The 26,690-nt window shown below is 45.8% G+C and carries 25 protein-coding genes, 1 pseudogene and 1 riboswitch; of the genes and pseudogenes, 23 read left to right on the top strand and 3 right to left on the bottom strand.

Annotation, left to right across the window (positions count from 1 at the left end):
- Position 1: 1 nt before the first annotated feature.
- Entirely contained in the window at positions 2-781 is a 780-nt protein-coding gene (gene udp, locus ACESTK_RS08905) for a uridine phosphorylase (RefSeq protein WP_373119552.1), read from the top strand.
- Here udp and ACESTK_RS08910 read toward each other — a convergent pair.
- A complete protein-coding gene (locus ACESTK_RS08910) occupies positions 778-900 on the bottom strand; it encodes a DUF6783 domain-containing protein (protein ID WP_373119553.1) in 123 nt (40 codons plus the stop codon). The two genes, udp and ACESTK_RS08910, sit on opposite strands and share 4 nt — an antisense overlap.
- A gap of 124 nt (positions 901-1,024) precedes the next feature.
- Here ACESTK_RS08910 and deoC point away from each other — a divergent pair, with 124 nt between their 5' ends.
- From deoC to rsmH, 9 genes are all read left to right on the top strand, one after another.
- Positions 1,025-1,690 carry a deoxyribose-phosphate aldolase gene (gene deoC / locus ACESTK_RS08915; RefSeq protein WP_373119554.1) on the top strand — a complete coding sequence of 222 codons (666 nt, stop codon included), beginning with the start codon at positions 1,025-1,027 and terminating at the stop codon, positions 1,688-1,690.
- 124 nt (positions 1,691-1,814) lie between these two features.
- Positions 1,815-2,240 (top strand): cytidine deaminase, encoded by a 426-nt coding sequence (locus ACESTK_RS08920; RefSeq protein WP_373119572.1) that lies wholly within the window; start codon positions 1,815-1,817, stop codon positions 2,238-2,240.
- Positions 2,241-2,357: 117 nt separating this feature from the next.
- Positions 2,358-3,338 (top strand): adenosine deaminase, encoded by a 981-nt coding sequence (add, locus tag ACESTK_RS08925; protein ID WP_373119555.1) that lies wholly within the window; start codon positions 2,358-2,360, stop codon positions 3,336-3,338.
- Between the two features lie 25 nt (positions 3,339-3,363).
- The gene (locus ACESTK_RS08930; protein ID WP_187565611.1) at positions 3,364-4,554 is read left to right on the top strand and encodes a phosphopentomutase; all 1,191 of its coding nucleotides are present in this window, start codon (positions 3,364-3,366) and stop codon (positions 4,552-4,554) included.
- 116 nt (positions 4,555-4,670) lie between these two features.
- On the top strand, positions 4,671-5,399 hold the full coding sequence (locus ACESTK_RS08935; RefSeq protein ID WP_373119556.1) for a Crp/Fnr family transcriptional regulator: 729 nt from the start codon (positions 4,671-4,673) through the stop codon (positions 5,397-5,399).
- A 119-nt stretch (positions 5,400-5,518) separates the two neighbouring features.
- The gene (locus ACESTK_RS08940; protein WP_373119557.1) at positions 5,519-6,340 is read left to right on the top strand and encodes a purine-nucleoside phosphorylase; all 822 of its coding nucleotides are present in this window, start codon (positions 5,519-5,521) and stop codon (positions 6,338-6,340) included.
- Positions 6,341-6,416: 76 nt separating this feature from the next.
- Positions 6,417-7,337, top strand: a complete 921-nt coding sequence (locus ACESTK_RS08945) for a carbohydrate kinase family protein (protein WP_118578612.1) — start codon at positions 6,417-6,419, stop codon at positions 7,335-7,337.
- 9 nt (positions 7,338-7,346) lie between these two features.
- Entirely contained in the window at positions 7,347-7,970 is a 624-nt protein-coding gene (udk, locus tag ACESTK_RS08950) for a uridine kinase (protein WP_173716872.1), read from the top strand.
- Between the two features lie 161 nt (positions 7,971-8,131).
- On the top strand, positions 8,132-9,229 hold the full coding sequence (gene rsmH / locus ACESTK_RS08955) for a 16S rRNA (cytosine(1402)-N(4))-methyltransferase RsmH (RefSeq protein WP_148462297.1): 1,098 nt from the start codon (positions 8,132-8,134) through the stop codon (positions 9,227-9,229).
- Between the two features lie 160 nt (positions 9,230-9,389).
- Here the strand turns inward: rsmH and ACESTK_RS08960 are convergent, their stop codons facing one another.
- The gene (locus ACESTK_RS08960) at positions 9,390-11,159 is read right to left on the bottom strand and encodes a PQQ-binding-like beta-propeller repeat protein (protein ID WP_373119558.1); all 1,770 of its coding nucleotides are present in this window, start codon (positions 11,157-11,159) and stop codon (positions 9,390-9,392) included.
- Positions 11,160-11,345: 186 nt separating this feature from the next.
- Here ACESTK_RS08960 and rfbD point away from each other — a divergent pair, with 186 nt between their 5' ends.
- From rfbD to ACESTK_RS08990, 6 genes are all read left to right on the top strand, one after another.
- Positions 11,346-12,194, top strand: coding sequence for a dTDP-4-dehydrorhamnose reductase (gene rfbD, locus ACESTK_RS08965; protein WP_118578604.1), 849 nt, complete (start codon positions 11,346-11,348; stop codon positions 12,192-12,194).
- Between the two features lies 1 nt (position 12,195).
- Positions 12,196-13,491 (top strand): dicarboxylate/amino acid:cation symporter, encoded by a 1,296-nt coding sequence (locus tag ACESTK_RS08970; protein WP_118578602.1) that lies wholly within the window; start codon positions 12,196-12,198, stop codon positions 13,489-13,491.
- Between the two features lie 352 nt (positions 13,492-13,843).
- Positions 13,844-14,215 (top strand): GntR family transcriptional regulator, encoded by a 372-nt coding sequence (locus tag ACESTK_RS08975; RefSeq protein WP_117853413.1) that lies wholly within the window; start codon positions 13,844-13,846, stop codon positions 14,213-14,215.
- A 5-nt stretch (positions 14,216-14,220) separates the two neighbouring features.
- Complete coding sequence (locus tag ACESTK_RS08980; RefSeq protein ID WP_373119574.1) at positions 14,221-15,069, top strand: ATP-binding cassette domain-containing protein; 849 nt, start codon at positions 14,221-14,223, stop codon at positions 15,067-15,069.
- The gene (locus ACESTK_RS08985) at positions 15,066-15,734 is read left to right on the top strand and encodes an ABC-2 transporter permease (protein ID WP_118578594.1); all 669 of its coding nucleotides are present in this window, start codon (positions 15,066-15,068) and stop codon (positions 15,732-15,734) included. Before ACESTK_RS08980 ends, ACESTK_RS08985 begins: the two co-directional genes overlap by 4 nt.
- A 7-nt stretch (positions 15,735-15,741) precedes the next feature.
- Positions 15,742-17,022 carry a DUF362 domain-containing protein gene (locus ACESTK_RS08990; RefSeq protein ID WP_373119559.1) on the top strand — a complete coding sequence of 427 codons (1,281 nt, stop codon included), beginning with the start codon at positions 15,742-15,744 and terminating at the stop codon, positions 17,020-17,022.
- Between the two features lie 174 nt (positions 17,023-17,196).
- On the opposite strand, the gene ACESTK_RS08995 is transcribed toward ACESTK_RS08990, so the two are convergent.
- Positions 17,197-17,793 (bottom strand): AAA family ATPase, encoded by a 597-nt coding sequence (locus ACESTK_RS08995; RefSeq protein WP_173719024.1) that lies wholly within the window; start codon positions 17,791-17,793, stop codon positions 17,197-17,199.
- 318 nt (positions 17,794-18,111) lie between these two features.
- Between ACESTK_RS08995 and ACESTK_RS09000 the strand changes: the two genes are divergently transcribed.
- The 7 genes and pseudogenes from ACESTK_RS09000 to ACESTK_RS09030 all read left to right on the top strand — a co-directional run.
- Positions 18,112-18,930, top strand: a complete 819-nt coding sequence (locus ACESTK_RS09000; protein WP_173719042.1) for a xanthine dehydrogenase family protein subunit M — start codon at positions 18,112-18,114, stop codon at positions 18,928-18,930.
- Positions 18,920-19,405: a (2Fe-2S)-binding protein gene (locus tag ACESTK_RS09005; protein WP_118584038.1), complete on the top strand. Its 486-nt coding sequence runs from the start codon at positions 18,920-18,922 to the stop codon at positions 19,403-19,405. Before ACESTK_RS09000 ends, ACESTK_RS09005 begins: the two co-directional genes overlap by 11 nt.
- Complete coding sequence (locus ACESTK_RS09010) at positions 19,402-21,690, top strand: xanthine dehydrogenase family protein molybdopterin-binding subunit (RefSeq protein WP_373119560.1); 2,289 nt, start codon at positions 19,402-19,404, stop codon at positions 21,688-21,690. The genes ACESTK_RS09005 and ACESTK_RS09010 overlap by 4 nt, the downstream gene beginning before the upstream one ends.
- 3 nt (positions 21,691-21,693) lie before the next feature.
- Positions 21,694-22,809 carry a DUF6077 domain-containing protein gene (locus tag ACESTK_RS09015; protein ID WP_373119561.1) on the top strand — a complete coding sequence of 372 codons (1,116 nt, stop codon included), beginning with the start codon at positions 21,694-21,696 and terminating at the stop codon, positions 22,807-22,809.
- Positions 22,810-22,820: 11 nt separating this feature from the next.
- Positions 22,821-23,597 carry a hypothetical protein gene (locus ACESTK_RS09020; protein WP_373119562.1) on the top strand — a complete coding sequence of 259 codons (777 nt, stop codon included), beginning with the start codon at positions 22,821-22,823 and terminating at the stop codon, positions 23,595-23,597.
- A 61-nt stretch (positions 23,598-23,658) separates the two neighbouring features.
- A riboswitch (Lysine riboswitch) is annotated at positions 23,659-23,878 on the top strand.
- Positions 23,879-24,036: 158 nt separating this feature from the next.
- A complete protein-coding gene (locus tag ACESTK_RS09025; RefSeq protein ID WP_187565602.1) occupies positions 24,037-25,659 on the top strand; it encodes a Na+/H+ antiporter NhaC family protein in 1,623 nt (540 codons plus the stop codon).
- A 316-nt stretch (positions 25,660-25,975) separates the two neighbouring features.
- Positions 25,976-26,629 (top strand): annotated as a pseudogene (locus ACESTK_RS09030) (pseudouridine synthase); the annotation flags it as partial.
- Positions 26,630-26,690 lie beyond the last annotated feature (61 nt).

The raw sequence follows: 26,690 nt of genomic DNA on the forward strand, positions 1-26,690 counted from the left end.
TATGAAAAACTATTCTGAAGATGCCAGCAGACAGTATCATATCCAGGTTGCAAAGGGGGAAGTGGGACGGTATGTGATCATGCCGGGAGATCCGAAACGTTGTGTGAAAATCGCCCAGTATTTCGATAACCCGGTTCTCATTGCAGACAACAGAGAATATATCACATATACAGGAACCCTGGACGGCGTGAAAGTCAGCGTGACATCCACCGGAATCGGCGGACCGTCTGCCTCCATTGCCATGGAAGAGCTTTCCCGGTGCGGCGCAGATACTTTTGTCCGCATTGGAACCTGCGGCGGTATACAGCCTGAGGTAAAAAGCGGAGATATCGTAATTGCCACAGGTGCCATCCGTATGGAGGGAACCAGCCGGGAATATGCCCCCATAGAGTATCCGGCAGTAGCTAATCTGGACGTGACAAACGCCCTTGTGGCAGCTGCGAAAGAAAAAGGACTTTCCTGTCATACAGGTGTTGTCCAGTGCAAAGACGCTTTTTACGGACAGCATGAGCCTGAAGCAATGCCAGTTGGTTATGAGCTGCTCAACAAATGGGAGGCCTGGAAGAAAATGGGCTGTCTTGCTTCCGAGATGGAATCTGCAGCGCTTTTTATTGCAGCTGGCAAGCTTCGTGCCAGAGCTGGCTCCTGTTTCCTGGTGCTTGCAAATCAGGAAAGAGAGAAGCTGGGACTGGATAATCCGGTTGTGCATGATACAGATATGGCAATCCAGGTGGCTGTTGAAGCTGTGAGAAAGCTGATCCGGGAGGATTCGTCGAATTAAGACCATGACATCGCAATCTGCACGCCCCACTTTGCGTTACATTTTGCCTGAATTCGGTTGCCGTAGCCCATTACGGCGCCTTCATTCGGGCGAAATCTCCCACAAATTGTGACGAACATCTTGCAGTTACTTAATATTCGATGTACTAGACAATCAAATAAAGAACAGATATGAATCCTGCCAGTAAATTGCGATACAGTAATTTCGGGCAATATAAAGAGATAACAGAAATGAGGAAAATAAATGGACGTAAAAGAGATTTTAAAACATGTGGATCATACCCTTCTTCTCCAGCCATCTACCTGGGAAGAAATCAAACAGATTTGTGACGATGCGATGGAATACGGAACTGCATCCGTATGCATTCCGCCAAGCTATGTAAAACAGGCAGCAGAATACATGAATGGAAAAATGGCAGTGTGCACGGTTATCGGTTTCCCAAATGGCTACATGACAACAGCAGCCAAGGAATTTGAAACAAAAGATGCTCTTGTAAATGGTGCTTCCGAAATCGATATGGTAATCAATATCGGCTGGCTGAAAGATCAGAAATATGACCTGATTGAGAACGAGATCCGCACCTTAAAAGCTGCATGCGGTGACAAAATCCTGAAAGTTATCATTGAAACCTGCTTCCTCACAGATGAGGAAAAAATTAAAATGTGCCAGATTGTAACAGAAGCAGGCGCAGATTATATTAAGACCTCTACCGGTTTTGGCGGTGCAGGTGCAACCTTTGCAGACATTGAGCTTTTCTCCAGACATATCGGACCAAATGTAAAGATGAAAGCAGCAGGCGGAATTTCTTCCCTGGAGGATGCAGAGAAGTTCCTTGCACTTGGTGCAGACCGACTGGGAACCAGCCGAATTATAAAAATTGTAAAAAATGAGAAAGCCACAGGATATTGATCTGGTCATTGATTGTAAAGGCGAACAGATGCTGTCTCCGGAATTGATCAGATTATAACGACGTTCATCGAGAAGAGCATTATGTTGTCAGAGACAATCAGAAAATGTGAATGATAAGAGAGGTGTGAAAATGGAAAAAGAGATGATTAACCAGCTGATTGATACAGCAATCCACCAGCTGAAATATTCCTATACACCATATTCCAATTTTAAAGTAGGCGCAGCCCTCCTTGCAAAAAACGGGCAGGTTTACACAGGCTGCAACATTGAAAATGCCGGGTATACAGCCACAAACTGTGCGGAGCGTACCGCATTTTTCAAGGCAGTAAGCGAAGGGGTGAAGGATTTTCAGGCTATCTGTGTTGTCGGCGGTAAGGCTGGCGTGCTCACAGAATATGCAGCTCCCTGCGGCGTGTGCCGACAGGTCATGATGGAGTTTTGCAACCCGGAAACCTTCCAGGTCATTCTGGCGGTGGACAAAGAGCATTATGATGTGTATACACTAAAAGAACTCCTGCCGTTAGGATTCGGACCTTCTAATCTGGCATGAAAGCTGCTGACTGGAGAATAGTATTATGAAGTATGTCGGAAAATGCCGAAAACAGAGTGATCTGGCATTGAATCCGGTGGTTATAAGGCAGCATAAAGAATTGCAGGAGAAAAAATTATGACAATCGAACAATTAAAAGCACTACCAAAGGCAGAACTTCACTGTCATCTGGATGGGTCTTTAAGCCGGGAGTTTATGGAGCGTCAGCTGGGAAGAAGGGTACAGCAGGAAGAGCTTAGCGTGTCCGATGACTGCACAAGCCTTGCAGAATACCTGGAGAAATTTTCGCTTCCGGGTCAGTGCATTATGGATGAAAAGGGGCTTGAGGCAGCTGGCTACGATGTACTTCGCACCATGAGCCAGGAAAATGTACGCTACGCAGAAATCCGTTTTGCACCTCTTCTTTCAGAGACCTCCGGAATGAACTGCCGTGCTGTGATCGAGGCGGTATTAAAAGGTCTTGAGCGGGGCAGAGCAGACTTTGGAACGGAGTTTGGTGTGATTACCTGTGCCATGCGTCATCACAGCCAGGAGGACAACAGCCGGATGATAAAAACAGCCCGTGAATATCTGGGATATGGTGTATGTGCAGCGGATCTGGCAGGTGCGGAAGCAGCATATCCCATGGCACAGTTTATGGAACTTTTTCAGAATACCCGTAAGCTGGAGATGCCCTTTACCCTTCATGCAGGAGAGTGTGGAAGCGTACAGAACATTGTGGATTCTGTAAAAGCGGGAGCTGGCAGGATCGGACATGGAATCGCCATGCGAGGCCATTATAATATTCAAAAAGAGCTGGCTGACAGAGGCATTGGAATTGAAATGTGTCCCATCAGCAATCTTCAGACAAAAGCAGTAAACAGTCCGTCAGAATATCCCATCCGGGAATTTCTGAACACAGGATTGAAGGTTTCCGTAAATACGGACAACCGTACAGTGAGCAACACAAGCCTTACCAAAGAGCTTCAGTTCATTCAGGACACGTATGGCATTCAGGAGGAAGAGATACGGCTGATGATGAAGAATGCAGTGGATACGGCATTTGCCACTGATGAGGCGAAAGCGAGATTGTATTCTGAACTGGGAATAAAAGGATAAAATATTGGAAACGAGGGATTTTATTTTGAAAAAATATGAAAGGATTTTCGTGATCGTTCTGGATTCTCTGGGAATCGGTGCCATGCCGGATTCAGAGAAATTCGGGGATGTGGGAGTGGATACATTCGGACATATTCTGGATAAAATGGGCTCCCTGGAAATACCAAACCTTAAGAAGCTTGGAATGTTAAATCTTCATCCGGCAGGAAATATGCAAGGTGTGGAGAAGCCGATTGGACGTTACATGCGCGTAGGCGAAGCCAGCAATGGCAAGGATACAATGACTGGTCATTGGGAAATGATGGGAATTAAGACAGAGAAGCCGTTTAAGACTTTCACAGCCACCGGCTTTCCGCCGGAGCTGATCGCGGAGCTGGAGAAGCGCTGCGGCAAGCGCGTGATTGGAAACAAGAGCGCCAGCGGAACGGAGATCATTGAAGAGCTTGGGGAGGAAGAAATCCATACAGGTGCCATGATCGTGTATACTTCAGCCGACTCTGTTCTTCAGATCTGCGGAAATGAGGAAACCTTTGATCTTCAGAATTTGTATCGCTGCTGCGAGATCGCAAGAGAAATTACACGGAAGGATGAATGGCGTGTAGGCCGTGTCATCGCCAGACCATACGTTGGCAAAAAGAAAGGTGAGTTCAGGCGAACAAGTAATCGTCATGACTATGCTTTGAAGCCAACAGGTCTGACTGCATTAAATGCGTTAAAGGATAATGGGCTGGATGTGATCGGTGTAGGGAAGATCAACGATATTTTCTGCGGCGAAGGAATCACAAAGACCTATCATTCTGACAGCTCCGTACACGGCATGGAGCAGACCATCCAGATCTGCAAAGAAGACTTCAGGGGACTTTGCTTTGTGAACCTGGTTGATTTCGATGCCCTGTGGGGACACAGACGAAACGTGGAAGGCTACGGCAAGGAAATCGAGAAGTTTGACAGGAATCTGGGCATTCTTTTGGAAGAGCTTCGGGAGGATGATCTTCTTATTCTTACCGCGGACCATGGGAATGATCCCACCTATAGCGGCACTGACCATACCAGAGAGTATGTTCCCTTCCTGGCTTATTCCAAGACTATGAAAGAGGGTGGCCCCCTTGAAAACGAGGATACTTTTTCCGTTATTGGCGCATCAGTAGCAGATAATTTTGACGTGAAAATGCCGGAAGGAACTATCGGACATTCCATTCTTGAGAAATTATGCTAAAATAGAAAAGCAGCTGTTGGATAGCGGTTGTTCATCCGGTGGATTGTCTGCTTTTGCGGCAGAAGCCGGATAGAAACAAATGATTTGCAGCACATGGCAGAAGATGAGGAAATCATATGAAACACACCTATTTACACGATGTACTTCCATTCCTTCGTGAACTGGAACGTGAGAAACAGAAACAATTTGAGGCGTATTTCCGTACTGCGCCATTATGGCTTATGGACCTGTTTCAGAGTGAGATAATGGAAGCCGGAACTACTTTTATCAGGGAAAATGAACCGGCAGATACGATTTTCTTTGTTGCCAGAGGAAGGGTAAAAGCCACTGATTACCGGATTTCCGGCATTGCCTATGATTTTATGAAGCCTATGAATCTCATTGCGCTTGGTGGTATGGAGGTGATCCTGGGACAGGATACCTACCAGACCACCCTGCAGACAGAGACAGAGTGTATTGTTACCAAGCTTCCAAGAGCGCAGTATGAGAAATGGATTTATTCAGATACGGAAGCTTTTCGCCTGGAGGCAAAGCTTACCTGTGCTTCCCTGTTAGAGGAAGAGCGGCGGAACCGTCTGTACCTGTTTTTGGAAGGGGCTGACAGATTAGCTGTACTTTTCTCGGAATGGTTCGAAAAATATAACAAAAATGACATTTTATGCATCGGCGAAAGCCGGCAGAATCTGGCTGATGAGACAGGCCTTTGCCTGAAAAGCATCAGCCGCGCCATCAAGAAGTTTCAAGCAGAACAGCTGATCGTGAAAAAAGGCAATCAGATCTGCATCGACAGGAAGCAGTACGAAAGGCTAAAGAGGACTGTTGATGAGAAAATCGGCAACGTATAAACGGAAAACAAGACTATGGCAAAATGCATGGTATTGAAGGTTTTCTGTTTATATGAAAATAATGTTATAAGCTGTCCTGGCAATAAGCCGGATAGCTGTAGATAAAGGAGAAGGTGTACATGAGCGATTTATATCAGAAATTAGAGACTTGCCTTGCAAGTGTCAGAAAAAGGACAGATTTTAAACCGGAAGTGGCGCTGATCCTGGGATCCGGCCTTGGAGATTATGCAGATGAGATCCAGATCGAAACCACCATTGACTATACAGAGATTGAAGGTTTTCCAACCTCCACAGTTGCAGGCCACAAAGGCAGATTTGTATTTGGATATGTGAAAAATGTGCCGGTTGTGATCATGCAGGGAAGAGTGCATTACTATGAAGGCTATCCAATGACGGATGTAGTTCTTCCCACAAGATTGATGGGCATGATGGGGGCGAAGAAGCTGTTTCTTACAAATGCAGCCGGTGGAGTGAACCCGAATTTTAAACCAGGCGATTTTATGATGATCACCGATCATATTACCACAGGAATTCCAAGTCCGCTGATCGGACCGAACATTGAGGAACTGGGAAGCAGATTTCCGGATATGAGTGAGGTATACAGTAGACGATTGAGAGAGGTGATCCGCGCCAGTGCGGAAAAATGTGGTATAGGTCTCCAGGAGGGCGTATACGTGCAGTTTACAGGCCCTGCCTATGAAACTCCGGCTGAAGTGAGAATAGCGGCTATATGGGGCGGTGACGCAGTTGGAATGAGCACTGCATGTGAGGCAATGGCAGCCCGTCATATGGGAATTGAAGTGTGCGGAATTTCCTGTATCACCAACATGGCAGCTGGCATTTCGAAGCAGGAGCTGAACCACAAGGAGGTTCAGGAGACTGCAGACAGAGTGGCGAAATCTTTTAAAAAGCTGGTGACGGAAATCATAGCCGGTATGTAGCCGTAAGGAAGTGCGGGTTTCATAAGAGGCAGCGCAAACCAAAAGATATAACGTAACAAAGGAGAAAAGTTATAATATGGGAATTGTTGTAATCGGTGATGTTTTTATCGATGTGAAAGGTTATTCCACAGCACCATTTATTCCAGGAGGAAGAAATGCCGGTGTGATCCAGCAGATCCACGGCGGTGTAGGAAGAAATGTAGTGGAAGATATTGCCAATATAGAGTTGAAACCAACCTTTGTCAGTCTGGTAGATGACGACGCTATGGGGGATGATGTGATCCGCAAACTGGAGCGTCATAAAGTAGATACTAGATATATGCGTAAGGTAAAAAACGGCATGGGAACCTGGCTGGCTGTCTTTGACCAGGACGGAGATGTGGTGGCATCTATTTCCAAACGTCCGGACCATCGTCCGATAGAGCAGATCCTGGATGAACACGGAGATGAAATTTTCCAGGATGCGGACAGCGTTGTGATCGAAATCGATATTGACAAGGAAATTGTGAAGAAGACCTTTCACTATGCAGAGAAATACGGCAAAAAAGTATACGCTCTTGTATCGAATATGACCATTGCCATTGAAAGACGTGACTTCTTAAGGCGGACAGCCTGCTTTGTATGCAACCAGCAGGAAGCGGGCATCCTGTTTTCTGAGGATTACGGTGACCTGAAGCCTGAAGAGATGGCCCGGTGTCTGGCAAAAAGGATCCAGTCCGCCCATATTCCAAAGATGGTGGTTACCATGGGAAGTGATGGTGCAGCTTATGCAGATCAGGAAGGAAACTGGGGCGTTTACCCAGCTATGAAGGTAGATGTGGTTGACACCACAGGCGCGGGAGATGCCTTTTTTGCAGGTGTGTGCGTAGGTCTTACCTATGGAAAAACAATGAGAGAGGCATGTGCCATTGGTACCCGTCTTTCCTCAACTGTAATTTGTACCTCAGAGAACATTTGTCCGAGATTTATGCCGGAAGAATTTGATCTTGACAGGTAGGAGAAGAATATGGAAAGTCTTATTATAGGAATTGCCGGCGGCTCCGGCTCCGGTAAATCTACTTTTACAAACAGAATTAAAAAGCGTTTTGGAGATGACGTAGTAGTCCTTTATCACGACAATTATTACCGCAGACAGGATGGAATCCCTTTTGAGCAGCGTGTGACTGTGAATTACGACCATCCGGATTCCCTGGAGACAGAGCTTCTGGTGGAGCATCTGAAACTTCTGAGGCAGGGGAAAGCTATTGACTGTCCGGTTTACGATTATTCCCAACATAACCGTTCCGACAAGATCCTTCATATCACCCCAAGTCCGGTGATCCTTGTGGAGGGAATCCTTCTTCTGGCAGATCCCAGAGTGCGTGAGCTCCTTGATATTAAGGTCTATGTGGAAGCTGACGCCGATGAGCGTATCCTCCGCCGGATTTCCCGTGATGTGGAAGAGCGGGGAAGAGACTTGAATGGAATTATTAAACAGTACTTAAATACAGTGAAACCCATGCATTACCTTTATGTAGAGCCCACTCGTTCCAAGGCTGATATTGTGATCAACAGCGGAAAGAATGACGTGGCGTTTGATCTGTTTGTTTCGAAAATCAGTATGGAATTGGAGAAACGGAAGCAGGGGTAATTACAGAAGATGTTAGCTGTAGTTTGGAAACATTGATGTGATGATGCGGCAGAATTAGCAAATGAAAGTTGCTGTTTACGAAATGGGTGAGAATTCCGGCATAAAGAATTTTTCTGCGAAATTGGTAGATGGCAACAGATAAAAAGATACAGGAGATCAGAATGTCACAGGAAAAAGAGAACAGACAGCATGAGAATGCGCAGAGTGTGCAGGAGGGGCAGCAGTCTCATAAGCGCAGAGTGCGCTACAAGGGCAGATACCCGAAAAAATTTGAGGAGAAATATAAAGAACTTCAGCCAGAGAAATACCAGGATACCATTCAGCATGTAATGCAAAAAGGGAATACCCCGGCAGGCATGCATATTTCTATTATGGTAAAAGAGATTATTGATTTTCTGGAGATCAAACCAGGACAGATTGGCTTTGATGCCACACTTGGCTACGGCGGTCATACAAAGGCCATGCTTCAGTGCCTGCAGGGACAGGGGCATATGTATGCCACTGACGTAGACCATGAGGAAGCAGCCAAGACAAAGAAAAGACTGGAAGATCTTGGCTTTGGGGAGGATATTCTTACCATTAAACTTCAGAATTTCTGTACCATTGATGAGATCGCAAAAGAAGTGGGAGGTTTTGATTTCCTTCTTGCTGATCTCGGCGTGTCCTCCATGCAGATCGATAATCCCAAGAGAGGTTTTTCCTTCAAAGCAGACGGACCTCTGGATCTGCGCCTGAATCAGGAAGCCGGGATCAGTGCGGCAGAGCGCCTGGAACATATTACCCGGGATGAGCTTGCAGGAATGCTTTATGAAAATTCAGACGAGCCATACTGTGAAGAGCTTGCCAAGGCGATCACAGATGAGATACGCAAGGGAAACCACATGGATACCACCACAAAGCTTCGCCAGGTCATTGAGAAAACTCTGGATTTCCTTCCGGAAAAAGAGAAGAAGGAGACCATCAAAAAGACCTGCCAGCGTACCTTCCAGGCCCTTCGGATTGATGTGAACCGGGAGTTTGAGGTTCTGTATGAGTTTATGGAGAAGCTGCCGGGAGCACTGAAGCCCGGAGGAAGAGCAGCAATCCTTACGTTCCATTCAGGAGAGGATAAGCTGGTGAAGAAAGCACTGAAGGCTGGATACAAGGAGGGAATTTATTCCGATTATTCCAAAGATGTGATTCGTCCGTCAGCCCAGGAATGTGCCCAGAATGGACGCGCACGGTCTACGAAAATGCGCTGGGCGATTAAATCGGAGTAAACGCGATAAATACGCTGCGCGAGTTTGGCTCGCCTATCAAGTAAATGAGACAAAGCACGCTCTGCGAGTTTTATTCGTTATCGCGTCAGTCACCAAGGTTTTTCGTGCAGGCACGAACTTTGGCTCGCCTATCGCATAAATAAAATGGGGAGGAACCGCATCACTGCAGTTCCATCCCCCATATCTTACAATCTCTGGTTCCCACAACCATATAACTTTGATATACAGCAGGAGATGCTTCGATGACTCCCTCACTGATCTGGTGGCAGTCAAGAACATCTCCTGTTTTTCCATCCAGAAGATAGATATGTCCTGTGCTGTTGCAGTAGAGAACCTTTCCGCTGCCATCCGGATTGTATACACATACAGGTGAAGACCAGGCATAGGCAGATTCATGTTCCCAGTTTACTTTCCCGCTATTTTTATCAATGCATGCAAGTACACCTTGTGCCTGTCCGCCGGTTCTGGCAACAGTCACATAAATGTTATCCGACAATTCTTCTTTTCCAACGGCGATGGTAGACTGTACACCACCTGAAACACTGTCCTCGGAGGAACAGTCGTAAGAGGTCTGCCAGATGACCTCTCCTGTCTCCGCATCAATTTTCCAGACAGGAACCTCTGCAGTGGTGCTGCTTCGCCAGCCCAGACGGAAAGAGGTGCTGACATACAGGTAAAGGTGTCCGTCCTCCACAGACAAAACAGGAGTGGAGTTGGAGTCATCCAGAATATCCTGCACCCATACAAGCTGCAGGGTATTCAGATCCAGGCACATCAGATTGCCGCCGTTATCAGCAATAAAAAGATAACCGTCATAGATGGCTGCGCTGTCCTCCATGCCAAGCCAGTAGGAGCCTACGCTGGTACGTGTTCCGTAGTAGCGCCATTTTACAATGTGATCCGGATTTATGGACAAGGTGCCTGCTTCCGGGTCATAACTGGTATTCAGTTTGATCAGATAAAGAATTCCGTTCTCTCCTGGATAGATCAGGGTATCTGTGGCAGCATCCACAAGGGCGGAGGAATCAAAGTAGCTTAAATTTCCGCGAAGGGAAAATTCATCATTATTTCCAAAGGTATACATCACACTGCAGTCCAGAAGATTCACAACAAAGACCCTGGCAGTGCCTTCATTGCTGTCATAACCTGCGCCCACATACATAATTGGATAACCTCTGGGATCAAGTGCACCTGCTCCTTTGAAGGTGAAACCAAGGTAAAGGGGATCTCTGGTAGCCTCGCCGGTTTCCAGATCCAGAAAATATACATAGCCGTCCATGCAGGCATAGATCACTTCCACAAGATCGTCTTTTTCCTTTGCCCAGTCGTACATATTCATGGACTTCTTTACTTCTTGGGACCATTTTTCCATAAGAGGCTGTCCGGTCCAGCCGCTTCCGGACCAGGTGGCATCGCCGTAAGTAATAGAGCCGGTTTTTGCTGTCCAGAGATCCTGGATTTTTCCATTTTTAATCTGTGTATTGCCATAGGCTGCAGTGTCGCGGAAATTGTTTCCGCGGAAGGTGACGATTCCATCCACATCTGTGTAGCTGATCCCGGCATCGAAGGAGTGGGTATCTGTGGAGGTATAATCCGAAGTATTGGCAAGTATCTGTCCGTCCACCTCAATGTCTGTGGTTTCTATGTATAAAGATGGGCTGGTGGAATCTACGCATTTAGGAGAAAATTCTGCCGGTCTTGCCATTGCGGCTTTTACAGCGGCAAGAGAATTGGAGTCATCCATGTCCAGACCGCTGGCTTCCTCAACCATGGAAACTGTATTTACATTTTCCCGGATCTTTTTTACGAGGAAAACTCCTCCCAGTATAATAACTGCTGCAATGATCAGGATCCCTTCTGTAAGAAGAAGTTTTCGGAAGAAATATTTTTGCTGCAGCTGCTTTTTTCGTTTCCCTACTTTTCTTTTCATAATTCTGAATCCTTCCCTGTTCATTTGGCAAAAATTATACAAGGTATGACTGGGAAATTCAAGATGCTAACAGCTGTTTTGGAAATTCAATTTTCAGATTGGGAAAAAGGACGCAATCTTTTTTCTTGACAGTGTATGGCCTGGCTTGTTAAAATATTATTTATCGTGTGAAAAGGAGGAGAAAACATGCTGAAAGTATGGATCGTAGGATCTGAAGGCCAGATTGGCGAGGCAATTAATGAAGTGCTGGATCCGTTGGAAATTGAAGTTTTGAATACAGACAAAAATGCGCTTGATATTACAGAAACAGACGAAGTTCTCCATTTTGGAGAGATCAACCGTCCGGATGTGATCATCAACTGTGCTGCGATCACAGACGTAGAGCTTTGCGAGAAGCAGCCGGAGGAAGCATTTCGTGTAAACGCTTTAGGCGCCCGTAACTTAAGCCTTGTGGCAAGAAAAACAGGGGCAAAGATGGTGCAGCTTTCCACAGACGACGTTTTTGATGGTCTGGCACAGAAGCCGTACACGGAGTTTGACAATACAAATCCTAAGACTGTTTACGGAAAATCCAAGTGCGCCGGGGAGAATTATGTGAAGGAGTTTACCCACAAGCACTTTATCATCCGAAGCAACTGGGTATTCGGAAAGGGAAATAACTTTGTAAACCGTGTTCTGGAGGCTGCAGATCAGGGCAGAGCTCTGGCTGTAGCGGAGGATCAGTATGGTTCCCCTACAAGTGCCAAAGATCTGGCAAGAATTATCCTGCATCTGATCCGTACCAATGAGTACGGAACCTATCATGCAACCTGTCAGGGCGTTTGCAATCGTTATGAATTTGCAAAGGAGATACTTCGCCTTGCAGGCAAAGAGGAGCAGCTGAATCCGGTACCTACCCCGCAGTCTGATCTTTCTTCTGCCAGACCTGCATATGCAGTTCTGGATAATTTCATCCTTCGCATTATCGATGTATATGAGATGCCTGGCTGGAAGGATTCTCTGGAAGAATTTATGAAAGAAAAACGGGAGGGCTAAGATGAGCGCGAAGAAAGAAAAGAATGTAAAAGAGAAAAAGAAGATCAGCTTAACCAGTATGATCTTTATTGCGCTGATCGCCGGAGCAATCACAGGAATGGTTCTCCATTACCTGGTGCCGGATAGCAGTGTGAAGAATGATGTGATCGTTGAGGGAGTGCTGTACGTTCTTGGGCAGGGATTTATCCGCCTTATGAAAATGCTGGTAGTACCTCTTGTTTTCTGCTCACTGGTATGTGGAAGTATGGCTATTGGTGATACTAAGAAGCTGGGAAATGTAGGTGGAAAAACACTTGCATTTTATCTGGTCACAACAGCGGTGGCAGTTGCAGTTGCCCTTGGAATCGGAACTCTTTTGAGACCGGGAATTGGTCTTGATATGAGTAAGATCCAGGTAAATGCTTCCGATATTGAGACTATGGAGTCCACCTCTCTGGTTCAGACCATTCTCAATATCATTCCAGATAACCCCATCAAGTCCCTGGCAAGTGGGGAAATGCTTCAGATCATAGTGTTTGCTTTGATCATTGGTGTGATCCTGGCAAAGCTTGGGGAGCGTGCGGAGACCGTTTCCAATTTTATCAGCCAGTTTAATGATATTATGATGGAAATGACTATGATGGTTATGAGTCTGGCTCCCATTGGTGTATTCAGTCTGATCGCAAGAACTTTTGCAACCATTGGTTTCAGCGCATTTGTGCCTCTGGCAAAATATATGATCGCAGTTCTGATCGCTCTGGCAATCCAGTGTTTTGGTGTATACCAGATTTTGCTGAAGCTGTTCACAGGCCTGAATCCGGTGAAGTTTATCAGAAAGTTTTTCCCGGTTATGGCCTTTGCCTTTTCCACTGCAACCTCCAATGCGACGATTCCGCTTTCTATTGATACGCTGTACAAGAAGATGGGTGTTTCCAAGAAGATTTCTTCTTTTACCATACCTCTTGGTGCGACTATCAATATGGATGGTACTTCCATTATGCAGGGAGTTGCGGTTATGTTCGCTGCCCAGGCTTTTGGAATCCAGCTGACTCCTATGGATTATATTACAGTAATCGGAACAGCCACACTGGCTTCCATTGGTACCGCAGGTATTCCAAGTGTTGGACTTGTTACTTTGACTATGGTATTTAATTCTGTTGGTCTTCCAGTTGAGGCAATCGGTATTATCATGGGTATTGACCGTATTCTGGATATGGCAAGAACAGCGGTTAATATTACCGGTGATGCTGTTTGTACGACCATTGTGGCTTGCCAGAATGGGGCTGTGGATAAAGAAGTGTTTAATAAAGCTGAATAAAAATATTGGCGTGTGTATGTGAGTTTAGACTCAGGTATGCACGTCTTTTTTTGTGTGGCGAAGGCGGACGCCTGGGAGAGACAGTGTGTTGCGGACAACGTCAAAAAACGGGATTTTACTCCGTCGTCGATTGCAGGTTCCATAAACAAACTCGCCCCTGCTGGGCTCAGACAGTGTTTATGGAACCTGCGCTATACTCATAAAATCCCGCTTTTTGACTAACTGTCCGCAACACACTGCCCATCCCAGGCTGATTGTTCAAAGTAACTATGAATTAAGTGGAAATAAACAGCGTATAACACTTGACAACAGTATAATACTGTTATATACTGTTTACATAAGGAGGAGTCACATGAAGATCATAATTAATCACTCGTCGATGCAGCCAATTTATGAGCAGATCACAGATCAGATTAAGGCGATGATCATTGACGGGACGTTAAAGGAAGAGGAAATGCTTCCCTCTGTGAGAACTTTGGCGAAGGAGCTGAAGATTAGTGCTCTTACGGTGAAGAAGGCGTATGACTTTCTGGAGGAAGAGGGGTTCGTGGTTACGGTGCATGGGAAAGGCAGCTTTATTGCCAAGAATAACCAGGGACTTCTTATGGAAGAGCGGAAGCGGGAGATTGAGACAGAACTGGAGGAAGTGATCCGGAAAGCGCGGATCAGCGGATTGTCTGAGGAAGAGATCCGGGAACTGTTTGAGCTTATTATGGAGGAGTAGATATGCTGCTGAGTTTGAAGAATTTGCAGAAGAATTATCCTGGATTTTCCCTGGATGTAAGTATGGAAATAGAAGAAGGACAGATCACCGGTCTGATCGGAGCCAATGGAGCAGGGAAGTCTACTACCTTTAAGGTTATTCTGGGGCTGGTTCATCCTGATGCAGGAGAGATTCGTCTGTTTAATAAGGATATGGAGCAGATTTCCCAAAAAGAGAAAGCGGATATAGGCGCGACACTTTCTGACAGCGGTTTTTCCAATTGTCTGACAGTGAAACAGATTGTGCATATTCTGACAGAGACTTATGAGAAATTTGACCGGGAGATGTTTGAGAAGCGGTGCAGCCTGTTTTCCATCCCCCTGGATAAGAAACTAAAAGAGTTTTCCACAGGAATGAAAGCAAAGTTAAAAGTGCTGACAGCCACCAGCTTTGATGCCAGACTTCTTGTTCTGGATGAGCCTACAGCCGGTCTGGACGTGATTGCCAGGGACAGTATTCTGGAACTCCTTCGGGAATATATGGAGACGGAAGGAAGAAGTATTCTGATCAGCTCCCACATTTCCTCAGATCTGGAGAGCCTGTGTGATGATATCTATATGATTGATAAGGGACGGATCGTGCTTCATGAGAATACAGATGTGCTGCTGGATGAATATGGTCTTATCAAGGCTGACGAGAAGCAATATGAATTGCTTGATAAGCAGCATATTCTCAAGGTGAAGAAGGAGCAATACGGCTACAGCTGTCTCACAGATGAGCGTGCATTTTATGCGGAGAACTACCCGCAGCTTGCAATAGAACGTGGGTCTGTGGACAAGGTTATTACTATGATGATCAAGGGGGAAGTATTATGAAAGGTATGTTTGTAAAAGACATGGAAATTATGAGGGGAAACATGAAAACGTTCATTGGCGTATATATTATAGCCATTTTCTGTTTCCTTAGTACTTCCGCAGGTCCTTCTTTTCTAATCAGTTATGTGTCTGTTCTGGCTGCTGTTATGGCACTGAATACCATAGCAAGTGATGATATGGATAATGGTATGCCTTATATTTTTACTTTTCCTATCAGCAGGAAAGAATATGTGAAGGAGAAGTATCTGCTGGGTGCAGGGATGGTCACGGTATTGTGGGCTGTTGCTGTTGCAATTGCAATTGGTGTAAATGCTTCCGGATATCGTATGGTGTCCTGGGAAGAACTGATCGCTTCTGCAGCTGCCGGTCTTTTTCTTGCTGTTTTCGCAAATGCGGTTGTGTTTCCGGTACAGTTGAAATATGGAAGCTCTACAGGAAGGCTGGTGCTACTTGTTCTTGTATTTGGCATCATGGCTGTAGGATGGATTGGCGTAGAACTATGCCAGAAAATGAAAGTGGATTTTTCAGGTCTGAAAAATCTGGGCCTGCGCATTTGGAACCTTGGAATCCCAGTCTGTCTGGCGATGCTATTTGTTCTTATGTTGCTAATGCTTCTGATTTCCTGTACAATATCCATAAAGATTATGGAGAAAAAGGAGTACTGATCCGGAAATGAAGAAGAATCAGATTTTTATAAAATGCGGAACTGAATATAAGGAGATGACGAAAGAACTGCTGGAGGCGTGCAATCTGGCAGGGGAGATAGAGAAGAAGTTTGAGAAATGCGGATTGAAGGTGCTTTCAGAAAATTCCGGGGCAGGTTTACAGCAGAATAGTGAGAAGATTATAACAGAAGCGAAGTTTGAAACAAAGAGCAGTCTTATTGACAACTCTGAAGCAGAAGTGGACTGTTTTTATTCTTCGGATTCTGTGGAAAAACAGAATTCAGAATTTGGTTTGTACAATATGCGGATCGGCATCAAGCCAAACCTGGTCGCCCCCATGGAAGCCTACTGGGGCGGCACCACTCACCCAGAGGTAGTCGCCGGAATCGTAGAATATCTTCAGGAAAAAGGGTTTTCCAATCTGGTGATCATGGAAGGTTCCTGGGTAGGAGATAAGACCTCCGAATCCTACGAAGTCTGTGGTTTCAAGTCCCTCTGTGAAAAATATAACGTTCCGTTCCTTGACATGCAAAAGGAAAAGGGAGTGCCTGTACAATGTGGCGATATGATCTTAAACATCTGTAAAAGTGTCCTTGACCTGGACTTCCTTATTAATGTTCCGGTACTAAAAGGTCACTGTCAGACCAAAATCACCTGTGCATTGAAGAACATGAAAGGTCTTCTCCCTAATTCTGAGAAGCGCCGTTTTCACGCATTAGGTCTCCATGACCCCATCGCTCACCTGGGCCTTGCTATCCACCAGGATTTCATCGTGGTAGACAATATTTGCGGAGACCTGGATTTCGAGGATGGCGGCAACCCCGTAGAGATGAACCGCGTTCTGGCAGCTGTGGATCCGGTTCTTATGGATGCCTATGTCTGCGACATGATGTACTACCAGGTAGAAGAGGTTCCCTACATCACAAAGGCTGCCACCCTTGGTGTTGGCTGCGCCGACATCCGCCAGGTAGAAATCCGTGCCCTCGATGGCAACCCCGGTGCCCCCATTCCCAAGTCACGGAAAGTGGTAGAGCTTGTCGACGCTGTAGAAGAAGTAGAATCCTGCAGCGCCTGCTACGGCAACCTGATCCCTGCCCTTGACCGCCTGAAGCAAGAAGGCCTCCTTTCAAACCTGACCACCCGAATTTCCATCGGTCAAGGCTACCGAAACCAGGAAGGCATCCTGGGAATCGGCCACTGCACCCGCCACTTCACCCACCACCTGGAAGGATGTCCGCCAACTGAAGAAGAGATTTATGAGTTCCTGAAAATTTATTTAATTGGTTGAAAGTTATTCAAGGCGGACGCATTCGGACAATGGTGATTGCTCACTCGCTGGAGCGTTGCGCCGGCGAGTGAGTAATACACATTGTCCAAATGCGTCCGCATTGAAGAACTTTTAATCAACTAAATAGCAAAAAATCACAGCCCCGCCAAAAACGGGGCTGTCTTTCTATACACTTTAGATCAACTTCTTCACCATCTCCACAATCTCTTCCTTCGTCACCCTGCTGCTGTTAATACACAGATCATACTGCAACATATCCAGCCAGTTAGTATCCGTAAAATACTCATAATAAGCCCGGCGTTCCTTATCCGTACGTTTCACCAGCTTCCTTACACTCTTTTCCTCCCGGCCGGTACGTGCAATCACCGTCTTCACACGGTCCTCAAACGGAGCATAGATAAACAGACTCAGATGCTTATCCTTATTATCCTGTAAGATATAATTGCCACATCGCCCAACGATCACGCAATTCTCTTTTTCGGCTGCCTCCAAAATGATCTTCTTCTGCAGATCGTAAAGCACATCATTCATGGGAACAAAATGGTATTCCGGATTCATCTGCAGCTCGTAATCCACCGGATACAGCCACTGGCTGGCTTTTCTCTCATCTACTCTGGCAAACTCATCAAAAGGAATATTCTTCTCCCTGCTGGCCATTTCGATCAGCTCCTTATCATAGAACTTAAATCCCAGTTCCTCCGCAAGAGCCTTTCCAATAATACGTCCATTACTTCCAAACATACGATTGATTGTTATAACACGGTTACTCATAAACGGCGCCTCCTTTTGTGGTGGATTTGTAAATAATTTTGTTATAAAATAGTTTATGAAAACTATTTTCTGTTCTTTTTCGCATTATAACATAATTGTATGAAAATATCTATATAATTTGCATAAAATCAAAACAAAAAAATATTCTGAATATGTCATTTCGCTGGAAATTTGAACCCTTTCTTGTTATACTAAAAATAGCAATACGATTGCTGTTCACTGCATGTACAGATTGCAGAAAGCCTTTTTCAAACACGCTCTGGAAAAGCGTATTTGGAAAACGATGAACAGTGATACAATATGAGAAAGGAATTGAACATGCTCAAAATAAAAAATTATGTGAAAGCAGAATCTCTGGAACAGGCTTATGAGCTGAACCAGAAGCGGACTGCCTGTGTGCTTGGTGGCATGGTGTGGCTGAAAATGGGTAACCGTGTTGTAACCACAGCCATTGATCTTTCCGGGCTTGGTCTGGATACCATCACAGAAACAGAAAGTGAATTTGTGATTGGCTGTATGACCCCATTGCGGGACCTGGAACTTCATCAGGGACTTCATACATATACGAAAGGTGCCATAAGAGAAAGCCTGCGCCATATTGTAGGCGTACAGTTCCGCAACTGCGCCACTGTAGGCGGAAGTATCTGGGGACGCTTCGGCTTTTCTGATGTACTCACCATGCTTCTGGCACTTGATACAGAGGTGGAACTTTTTAAAGGCGGCAGAGTCTGTCTTTCTGATTTTGTGAAAATGCCAAAAGACAGAGATATTCTGGTACGCATTATCATAAAGAAAACTCCGTTGAAGGTTGCCTATTTAAGCCATCGTAATACCAAGACCGATTTCCCGGTACTGGCATGCTGTATCAGGCTGTCTGAGAATGGCGTGAGAGCGGTTTACGGTGCCCGTCCGGCGAAGGCATTTCTTCTGGAAGACGAAGAAGGTCTCCTTGCAGGCATGGAAACCATGTCTTCGGAAGAGAAGAAGACAGCGGTTCAGAAATTTGCAGACTATGCAGCACGGAAGGTTCCTACCTTTGGAAACATGCGAGGCAGCGCAGAGTACAGAACCCTTCTTGTGAAGGTTCTCACAAGAAGAGCATTAGAAGCAGTGGGAGGTATGACAGATGAAAATTAATTTCTGGCTGAATGGAGCCAAAAAGGAAGCGGAAATCAGTCCTGACACCATGCTTCTGGAGTTTCTTCGAAGCCTTGGCTGCTACAGTGTAAAAAGAGGCTGTGAAACTGCAAACTGCGGTCTTTGCACCGTTTTGGTAAATGACAAGCCAATGCTGTCCTGCAGTGTCCTTGCCGCCCGTATTGACGGCAAAAAGGTCACCACCATGGAGGGACTTCAGGCAGAAGCTGAAGAATTTGGAACTTTTCTTGCCAATGAAGGCGCAGAGCAGTGCGGATTCTGTAATCCGGGATTTATCATGAATGTACTTGCGATGACAAAAGAACTGGAAAATCCAACCGAAGAAGAGATTAAGGAATATCTGGCAGGCAATCTTTGCCGCTGCTCCGGTTTTGTTGGACAGACCAGAAGTATCCTGAAATATCTGGAATATAAGAAAAACGGAAATATCCAGGAGAAGGAGGTGCAGGCATGAGCTATGTAAATAAGTCTTTGCAGAAAAAGGATGCCATGGCTCTGGTGACCGGAAAGCCAGTCTACACAGACGACCTGGCACCAAAGGACTGCCTGATCATCAAGATCTTAAGGAGTCCCTATGCCAATGCCTGGGTGGAAGAGATCAAGACGGACACAGCCATGAAGGTAGAAGGAATGGCACTGATCCTTACCTGGAAAGATGTTCCAAAGAGACGTTTCGCCTCTGCCGGACAGACCTATCCGGAGTTCAGTCCTTATGACAGAATGATCCTGGATCAGCATCTTCGTTTCGTAGGGGATGCAGTGGCAATTGTGGCAGGAGAAACAGAAGCAGCTGTAGACCTTGCCATGAAGCGCATTAAAGTGAAATACCGCGTGGAAACACCGGTTCTTGATATGCATACAGCTAAGGATAATCCGGTTCTGGTCCACCCGGAAGAGGACTGGGAATCCAAGTTCCCGGTTGGTGCAGATAACAAGCGGAACCTTGCAGCAAAAGGCCATGAGGAAATGGGAGATATTGACAAGGTTTTGTCAGAATGCAAATATACAGTAGATGAAGTTTATCACACAAAGGCTGATCAGCAGTGTATGATGGAGACCTTCCGCACATATTGTACCAAGGATTATTTCGGCAGGCTGAATGTGGTTTCCTCCACACAGGTACCGTTCCACCTTCGCCGAATCCTTGGAAATGCCCTTGGAATCCCATCCTCCAGGATCCGCGTGATCAAGCCTCGTATTGGCGGCGGCTTTGGAGCCAAGCAGACAGAGGTCTGTGAAATTTATCCGGCAATTGTTACCTGGATGACAGGACGTCCATCCAAAATCGTTTACAGCCGTTATGAATCTTTAATCTGCGCTTCTCCCCGTCATGAGATGGAAGTACACGTAAAAGTTGGTGCAGATGAGAACGGAATCGTAAAAGGAATTAAAGTAGAGGCGCTTTCCAATGCTGGTGCATACGGAGATCACAGTCCTACAACCATCGGACTTACAGGTCATAAGGCAATTGCCCTGTACCGGAATCTGGAAGCCTATGCTTTTGACTATGAGGTTGTTTACACCAACGTGCAGGCATCCGGTGCATATCGTGGATATGGTGCCACACAGGGAATTTATGCAGTGGAATCCGCTGTTAATGAGCTGGCCCATAAGATGAATATGGATCCTGCAAGGATCCGTGAGTTGAATATGCCAATTGAAGGCGAGCCAATGTATGACTATGATGGAAACCTGACTCATACAGCAAGCTGTACGATGGATCGCTGCCTTGCCCGGGCCAAGGAGATGATCGGCTGGGATGAGAAATATCCATGCCGTGATATGGGAAATGGAAAAGTCCGTGGCGTAGGTCTTGCCATGGCGATGCAGGGCTCCTCTATTGCCAATGTAGACGTGGGAGGCGCAACCCTGAAGCTGAATGAGGACGCATCCTATACACTTTCCCTTGGATGTGCAGATATGGGTACGGGCTGTGATACCATTCTTTCTCAGATGGCAGCCGACTGTCTGGAAACAGAATTTGAGAATATTGTTGCATTTGGTGTGGATACGGATGTTTCTCCATATGACTCCGGTTCTTATGCATCTGCCACTACTTACGCTACAGGCAATGCAGTTATTAACGCCTGCAATGAGCTGAAAAAGAGGATTATCCGGCTGGGTGCTGAAATGCTGGGTGTAAGTCCTGAGGAAGCAGACTTTGATGGAAAGAAAGTCTACGCAGGGGAAAAAGAGGTCAGTCTTCAGGAGATTGCTTATAAGGGAACCTGCGGAAATACCCTGGAAATGCAGGTGACTGCCTCCTATTCTTCCCAGATTTCTCCGCCGCCTTATATGGTTGGGGCAGCAGAGGTGGAAGTAGACAAAGAGACAGGAAATATTGACCTGATCGATTATGTGGCAGTTGTAGACTGCGGAACTCCTATTAATCCCAATCTTGCCCGTGTGCAGACTGAGGGAGGAGTTGCCCAGGGAATCGGTATGGCACTTATGGAGAATGTGCAGTATTCCAAAGAAGGTAAGATTCGTGAGAATTCTTTCATGCAGTACAAGATCCCAAGCCGTGAGGATATTGGAAATATCCGGGTTGAGTTTGAGAGCAGCTATGAAAAGAGCGGTCCTTTTGGTGCCAAGTCCATCGGTGAGCTGGTAATCGATACCCCTTGTCCTGCAATTGCAGATGCGGTTTACAATGCTTCCGGTGTCCGGATAAGAGAGCTGCCGATCACATCGGAGAAGATTGCCATGGGAATTCTGAAAAAAGAACTGGAGAAATAATATATGGGATTTATTTTTAAGGGGATACTGGCAGTGATCTGGCTGCTGGTAGTTCCCTGCCTGGCAGGGGGATTCTATTTCCGCAGAGAAAAAAGAACCTGCGGTGAATATCTTCTGGCCGGTTATACACTGTTATTTGCCATTACAGAGCTGCTTTCCCTTATCATGATCTTTACAAAGCAGCCGCTTCATCTGCTGACAGCTACATATGGTGTGACGGCTGGTGTGCTGGCATTTCTGGGTGTCTGGAGTCTTTATAAGAAGAGGCAGAAGGAAACCGGTAAGTGTGCTGGTACATATTGCAGCAAAAGGGCAGAAGAGTCAGATGTTTTCAAGCCGCAGATCGGAAATTCTTCCGGTTTGAAAAGTTTTTTGCAGAAGAATGGAATTTCCCCGGAGCTTGTGGTGGCAGGAATTCTGATTCTGTTCCAGCTTGTCGTTGTGGTGCTTTATGCCCATATGGATGAAGATGATGCTTTTTATGTAGGAACAGCCACTACCGCGGTGGAAACCGATTCTCTTTATGCATATAACCCCTACACCGGAGCCGCTTACAATGTATTGCCAAGCCGTTACATTCTTTCTCCGTTTCCTGCATTTCTTGCTGTGACCAGCCGGTTATGCGGAGGACTTCATCCAGCCATTGTGGCACATACTGTTTTTCCGGCGGTATTTGTTTTTCTGGCATATGTGGTGCTTTTTCAGTACAGCCGCATATTCTTCAAGGGAAAGGCTGGAGAACAGGGGATTTTTATGATCCTTTGTGCCGTGATCCTGTGGTTTTGCGGATATTCGGTATACAATTCAGAAATTTTTACAATGGGCAGGATCTGGCAGGGAAAAGCTGTGCTGGCAGGGGTATTTTTACCATTTTTATTTCTGCTCTGTATGGAGATTTTTATGCAGGAAAAACCGGAATATCCATGGAGCCTAGCTTTTCTGGCAAATGGAGCCTGCTGTCTGTTTTCCTCAATGGGAATCATGCTTGCCCCTCTTCTGATGGGAGTATTTGCTCTGCTTAGTCTGGTGAAATTCAGAGACGGAAGAAGATTCTTAAAGAGTGTAGTCTGCTGTCTGCCATCCCTGATACTTGGCGTGGTATACATTCTGGTATTTTAGGAGGTGGAGAGATGAAACGAGCACTTTTGGCTTCACTGGACGCCTGGCAGAAATACTGGGGAAACGGATTTTATGTCTATTTACTGCTGGCTGCATTTTTGTATTTCCTGGTATTCGGAAGAAAAAAAGAACGAGCCAGAATTTTATCCGGCTATATTGTAGTTTTTCTTGCTGTGTTTTTCTGTCCGGTGACTGCTTATATTATACAGAAATGTATAGGACGGTCGGTTTACTGGAGAGTATTATGGGTTCTTCCGGCAGTGCCGCTTATAGCTTATGCCGGAACCTGCCTGGTAAAAAAGGCGGGAGCTTCCAGACCACGGCAGTACATACTTCTGATTTTTATTGCGGCAGTGCTGGCTTTTTGCGGAACTGGCCTGAATAGAGATGGTTTTTACAAAAAGGTTCAGAATGTACAGAAGATTCCTGATGAGGTAGTAAGCATCTGCAATCTGATCAATGAGCAGAAGGAAGAAAATGAAGAAATCTACCTGGCAACAGATGACAAAATAGCTTCCTACGTGAGAGTTTATGATCCATCTATCAAAATGCCTTACGGAAGAGGCGGTAAAGGAGCCTCTGGAAAAAAAGCTGCAAGATGGCTCCATAAACAGCTTGTGGCAGAAGTACCGGTGATCAAAAAGGTAGTAAAAAATGCAAAAAGACTGAAATGCAATTACCTGGTTTTCCCTGTTCCAAGCAAAAAGAAGCAGCTGTATATGGAAACAAAAGGGTTCTTACTGATCGGTCAGGTAAATGAGTACGGTATTTTCAAATATTGTGAATAAAAGGGTTGCATTTACAGGAAAAAGCTGATACATTTAGTTTGTGAATAAACTGAATACGGGAAGTTATGATAGAGGCGCAGGCTTCATCAGTAATTTCAGCTGCAGAGACTGGTTGTGTGCAGAGTATGGGCATACGCAGATACAGGCTCTGGGTCGTATGGCAGACTGGCTGGAATGAAAGGGGAGACTGCCGAAGGATTTTTTTCTCAGCCAGGAGAGAAGTTCTGGGCTGACGCAGAATATGCGGCAGACTGTCACTGTTGTGGAGCGCTATCTAAGGTATAGATCCTGTGAAGAATAAATGCCATGAATGTGTCCCCATAATGGGAGTGCATTCATGGCTTTTTGCGTTAAAGAAGAGGAGGCTTTTAAGAAAACGCTCTGACCGGTTTGTGACTGGTCATCTGGTATTCAGGAAAAAAGAGGGAGGAAATCGATAATGAAGTACAATTGTAAAAAGTTGTCTGTTCTTTTTGCAGCTGTTATGATGTTTGTCCTGGCATGTCCGGTGACTGTTCTGGCAGCGGCAGAAGAGGAGGCTGGCACACCTGCTGTGTACGCTACTTTCTGGTCATTGATACCGCCAGTTGTGGCAATCGTTCTGGCATTGATCACAAAAGAGGTTTACAGTTCCTTGTTTCTTGGAATTTTAGTTGGAGCACTTCTGTACTCTGGCGGTAATTTTGAGGGAACGGTTAACCATATTTTTTCAGGCGGAATGATCAGTGTGTTATCATCCGGCAGTAACGTAGGTATTCTGGTGTTCCTGGTAATTCTTGGAACTATGGTCTGCCTGATGAACCGGGCTGGAGGCTCAGCCGCTTTTGGACGCTGGGCAGGCAAACACATCAAGACAAGAGTTGGGGCAGAGCTGGCAACCATTTTGCTTGGAGTGCTGATTTTTATTGATGATTATTTCAACTGTCTGACGGTAGGCAGTGTTATGAGACCAATCACAGATCAGCACAATGTATCACGCGCGAAGCTGGCATACCTGATCGATGCCACAGCTGCGCCGGTATGTATCATTGCACCAATCTCATCCTGGGCAGCTGCTGTCAGCGGTTTTGTTCCGGGAGAGGATGGAATGTCCGTGTTTGTAAGAGCTATTCCCTATAACTATTATGCACTTCTTACGATTGTAATGATGGTATCCATGGTTTTGATGAAAGAAGAGTTTGGTGCTATGGGTGTGCATGAGTCCAATGCGTTAAAAGGGGATCTGTTTACCACAGCAGCCCGTCCTTATGCTTCTGGCGAAGGTGATGGACCGGTGAATCCAAGAGGAAAGGTTATGGATCTTCTGATCCCTATCATCTCTTTGGTTATCTGCTGTGTAATCGGTATGATCTATACTGGAGGATTTTTCAGCGGTACAGATTTTGTAACTGCTTTTTCCCAGAGTGATGCTTCTGTCGGACTGGTGCTTGGAAGCTTTTTCGGTCTGGTGATTACCATTCTTCTTTATATGGTGCGCAGAGTGCTGTCCTTCCGCGATTGTATGGCATGCATTCCGGAGGGCTTTAAGTCCATGGTACCGGCAATCTTGATCCTCACTTTTGCATGGACCTTAAAGAGTATGACGGACAGTCTGGGAGCTGCTGAGTTTGTTGCGGAAATGGTGAAGTCTTCTGCAGAAGGACTGGTAAATATGCTTCCGGCTATTATATTCCTGGTAGCCTGCTTCCTGGCATTTGCTACTGGTACTTCATGGGGAACCTTCGGTATTCTGATCCCGATTGTTGTTCATGTATTTGAAAACACACCGGGAGACTTGATGATTATTTCCATCTCTGCCTGTATGGCTGGTGCTGTTTGCGGTGACCATTGTTCTCCGATTTCGGATACGACTATTATGGCCTCCGCGGGAGCTCAGTGTGATCATGTAAATCATGTGTCAACCCAGCTGCCTTATGCCATTGTGGCAGCAGTGGTATCCTTTGTAACTTACATTTTCGCCGGCTTTATCCAGAGCCCACTGTGCCTGATCATCGGTGTAGCACTGATGATGGGAGCTATGTGTGTTGTGAAAATGAAGTTTTCAGATCTGAAAACGGAATAAAGAGGTTTTTCTTATTGGAAAAATAAGAAAAGAATGTGGAAGCCGGGATGGATTTTCCTGTGTAATGCCTGCGGCAGTGTGAAAGAATTTACAGTGTCTGCAGAGTATTGGCGGGGAAATTGTCCTGGCTTTTTTGCATGCTTCTATCTTCTCTATTGGCTGCTTAATATTCGCTTTGGAGCGTGTGTGGAGAAGGTTTTTTGCAAGATGTGCATTACACTTTGCGGGAAAGCTTTTTTTTATGTGTTCTGGAGCTTTTGGAGCTTGGGGCAAGGTTTGCCTTGCATATGCCCGGGAAAAACTATATAATGGAAAAATGGACGAAAAAATCAGAATCAACAAATACTTAAGCGAAGCGGGATTCTGTTCAAGACGTGAGGCTGACAGCCTGATCCAGAACGGACGGGTGACTGTGGAAGGTCATAAGGCAGAACCGGGAGAAAGGATTACAGCAGATACAGTTGTATTTGTGGATGGTAAGCCTGTGAAAAAAGTAGAAGAAAAAGTTCTACTTTTATTTCACAAGCCCCGAGGTGTGGTGTGCAGCACAAAAAAACAGCGCCAGGAGACTACAGTTACGGAGTATCTGAATTATCCGGTTCGAATTTATCCCATAGGACGTCTTGATAAGGAATCCGAAGGGCTTTTGCTTTTAACAAACCAGGGAGACCTGGTAAATAAGATCATGCGTGCGGGAAACTACCATGAGAAAGAATATCTGGTGACTGTGAATAAACCAGTTGATGGTGATTTTGTGAAAAAAATGTCATCTGGAATTCCTATTCTGGATACCATTACCCGTCCGTGTTTTGTGGAAAAAACAGGGAGAAATTCTTTTCGGATTATTCTCACCCAGGGATTGAACCGGCAGATCCGCCGAATGTGTGAATATCTGGGATATCAGGTGCTTAGTCTGAAGCGCGTACGAATCATGGAACTGACAATAGATGGCCTGAAAGAGGGCGGGTACAGAGAAGCCACCCAGGAGGAGTGGAAGAAGCTGGAACGTGGAATTGCAGATTCCTCCCAGC

The sequence above is a fragment of the Ruminococcus sp. Marseille-P328 genome (assembly GCF_964249465.1).
GTDB lineage: Bacteria > Bacillota > Clostridia > Lachnospirales > Lachnospiraceae > Blautia_A > Blautia_A faecis.

What these genes read in the sequence shown, in the direction of transcription:
- rfbD (WP_118578604.1), top strand. Translation starts at nt 11,346, where the DNA reads ATGCTGAAAGTATGGATCGTAGGATCTGAAGGCCAGATTGGCGAGGCA.
- rsmH (WP_148462297.1), top strand. Translation starts at nt 8,132, where the DNA reads ATGTCACAGGAAAAAGAGAACAGACAGCATGAGAATGCGCAGAGTGTG.
- ACESTK_RS09020 (WP_373119562.1), top strand. Translation starts at nt 22,821, where the DNA reads ATGAAACGAGCACTTTTGGCTTCACTGGACGCCTGGCAGAAATACTGG.
- ACESTK_RS08940 (WP_373119557.1), top strand. Translation starts at nt 5,519, where the DNA reads ATGAGCGATTTATATCAGAAATTAGAGACTTGCCTTGCAAGTGTCAGA.
- ACESTK_RS08975 (WP_117853413.1), top strand. Translation starts at nt 13,844, where the DNA reads ATGAAGATCATAATTAATCACTCGTCGATGCAGCCAATTTATGAGCAG.
- udk (WP_173716872.1), top strand. Translation starts at nt 7,347, where the DNA reads ATGGAAAGTCTTATTATAGGAATTGCCGGCGGCTCCGGCTCCGGTAAA.
- ACESTK_RS09025 (WP_187565602.1), top strand. Translation starts at nt 24,037, where the DNA reads ATGAAGTACAATTGTAAAAAGTTGTCTGTTCTTTTTGCAGCTGTTATG.
- deoC (WP_373119554.1), top strand. Translation starts at nt 1,025, where the DNA reads ATGGACGTAAAAGAGATTTTAAAACATGTGGATCATACCCTTCTTCTC.
- ACESTK_RS08995 (WP_173719024.1), bottom strand. Translation starts at nt 17,793, where the DNA reads ATGAGTAACCGTGTTATAACAATCAATCGTATGTTTGGAAGTAATGGA.
- ACESTK_RS09005 (WP_118584038.1), top strand. Translation starts at nt 18,920, where the DNA reads ATGAAAATTAATTTCTGGCTGAATGGAGCCAAAAAGGAAGCGGAAATC.
- ACESTK_RS08935 (WP_373119556.1), top strand. Translation starts at nt 4,671, where the DNA reads ATGAAACACACCTATTTACACGATGTACTTCCATTCCTTCGTGAACTG.
- ACESTK_RS09010 (WP_373119560.1), top strand. Translation starts at nt 19,402, where the DNA reads ATGAGCTATGTAAATAAGTCTTTGCAGAAAAAGGATGCCATGGCTCTG.
- ACESTK_RS08960 (WP_373119558.1), bottom strand. Translation starts at nt 11,159, where the DNA reads ATGAAAAGAAAAGTAGGGAAACGAAAAAAGCAGCTGCAGCAAAAATAT.
- udp (WP_373119552.1), top strand. Translation starts at nt 2, where the DNA reads ATGAAAAACTATTCTGAAGATGCCAGCAGACAGTATCATATCCAGGTT.
- ACESTK_RS08970 (WP_118578602.1), top strand. Translation starts at nt 12,196, where the DNA reads ATGAGCGCGAAGAAAGAAAAGAATGTAAAAGAGAAAAAGAAGATCAGC.
- ACESTK_RS08945 (WP_118578612.1), top strand. Translation starts at nt 6,417, where the DNA reads ATGGGAATTGTTGTAATCGGTGATGTTTTTATCGATGTGAAAGGTTAT.
- ACESTK_RS08985 (WP_118578594.1), top strand. Translation starts at nt 15,066, where the DNA reads ATGAAAGGTATGTTTGTAAAAGACATGGAAATTATGAGGGGAAACATG.
- ACESTK_RS09015 (WP_373119561.1), top strand. Translation starts at nt 21,694, where the DNA reads ATGGGATTTATTTTTAAGGGGATACTGGCAGTGATCTGGCTGCTGGTA.
- ACESTK_RS09000 (WP_173719042.1), top strand. Translation starts at nt 18,112, where the DNA reads ATGCTCAAAATAAAAAATTATGTGAAAGCAGAATCTCTGGAACAGGCT.
- add (WP_373119555.1), top strand. Translation starts at nt 2,358, where the DNA reads ATGACAATCGAACAATTAAAAGCACTACCAAAGGCAGAACTTCACTGT.
- ACESTK_RS08910 (WP_373119553.1), bottom strand. Translation starts at nt 900, where the DNA reads ATGTTCGTCACAATTTGTGGGAGATTTCGCCCGAATGAAGGCGCCGTA.
- ACESTK_RS08990 (WP_373119559.1), top strand. Translation starts at nt 15,742, where the DNA reads ATGAAGAAGAATCAGATTTTTATAAAATGCGGAACTGAATATAAGGAG.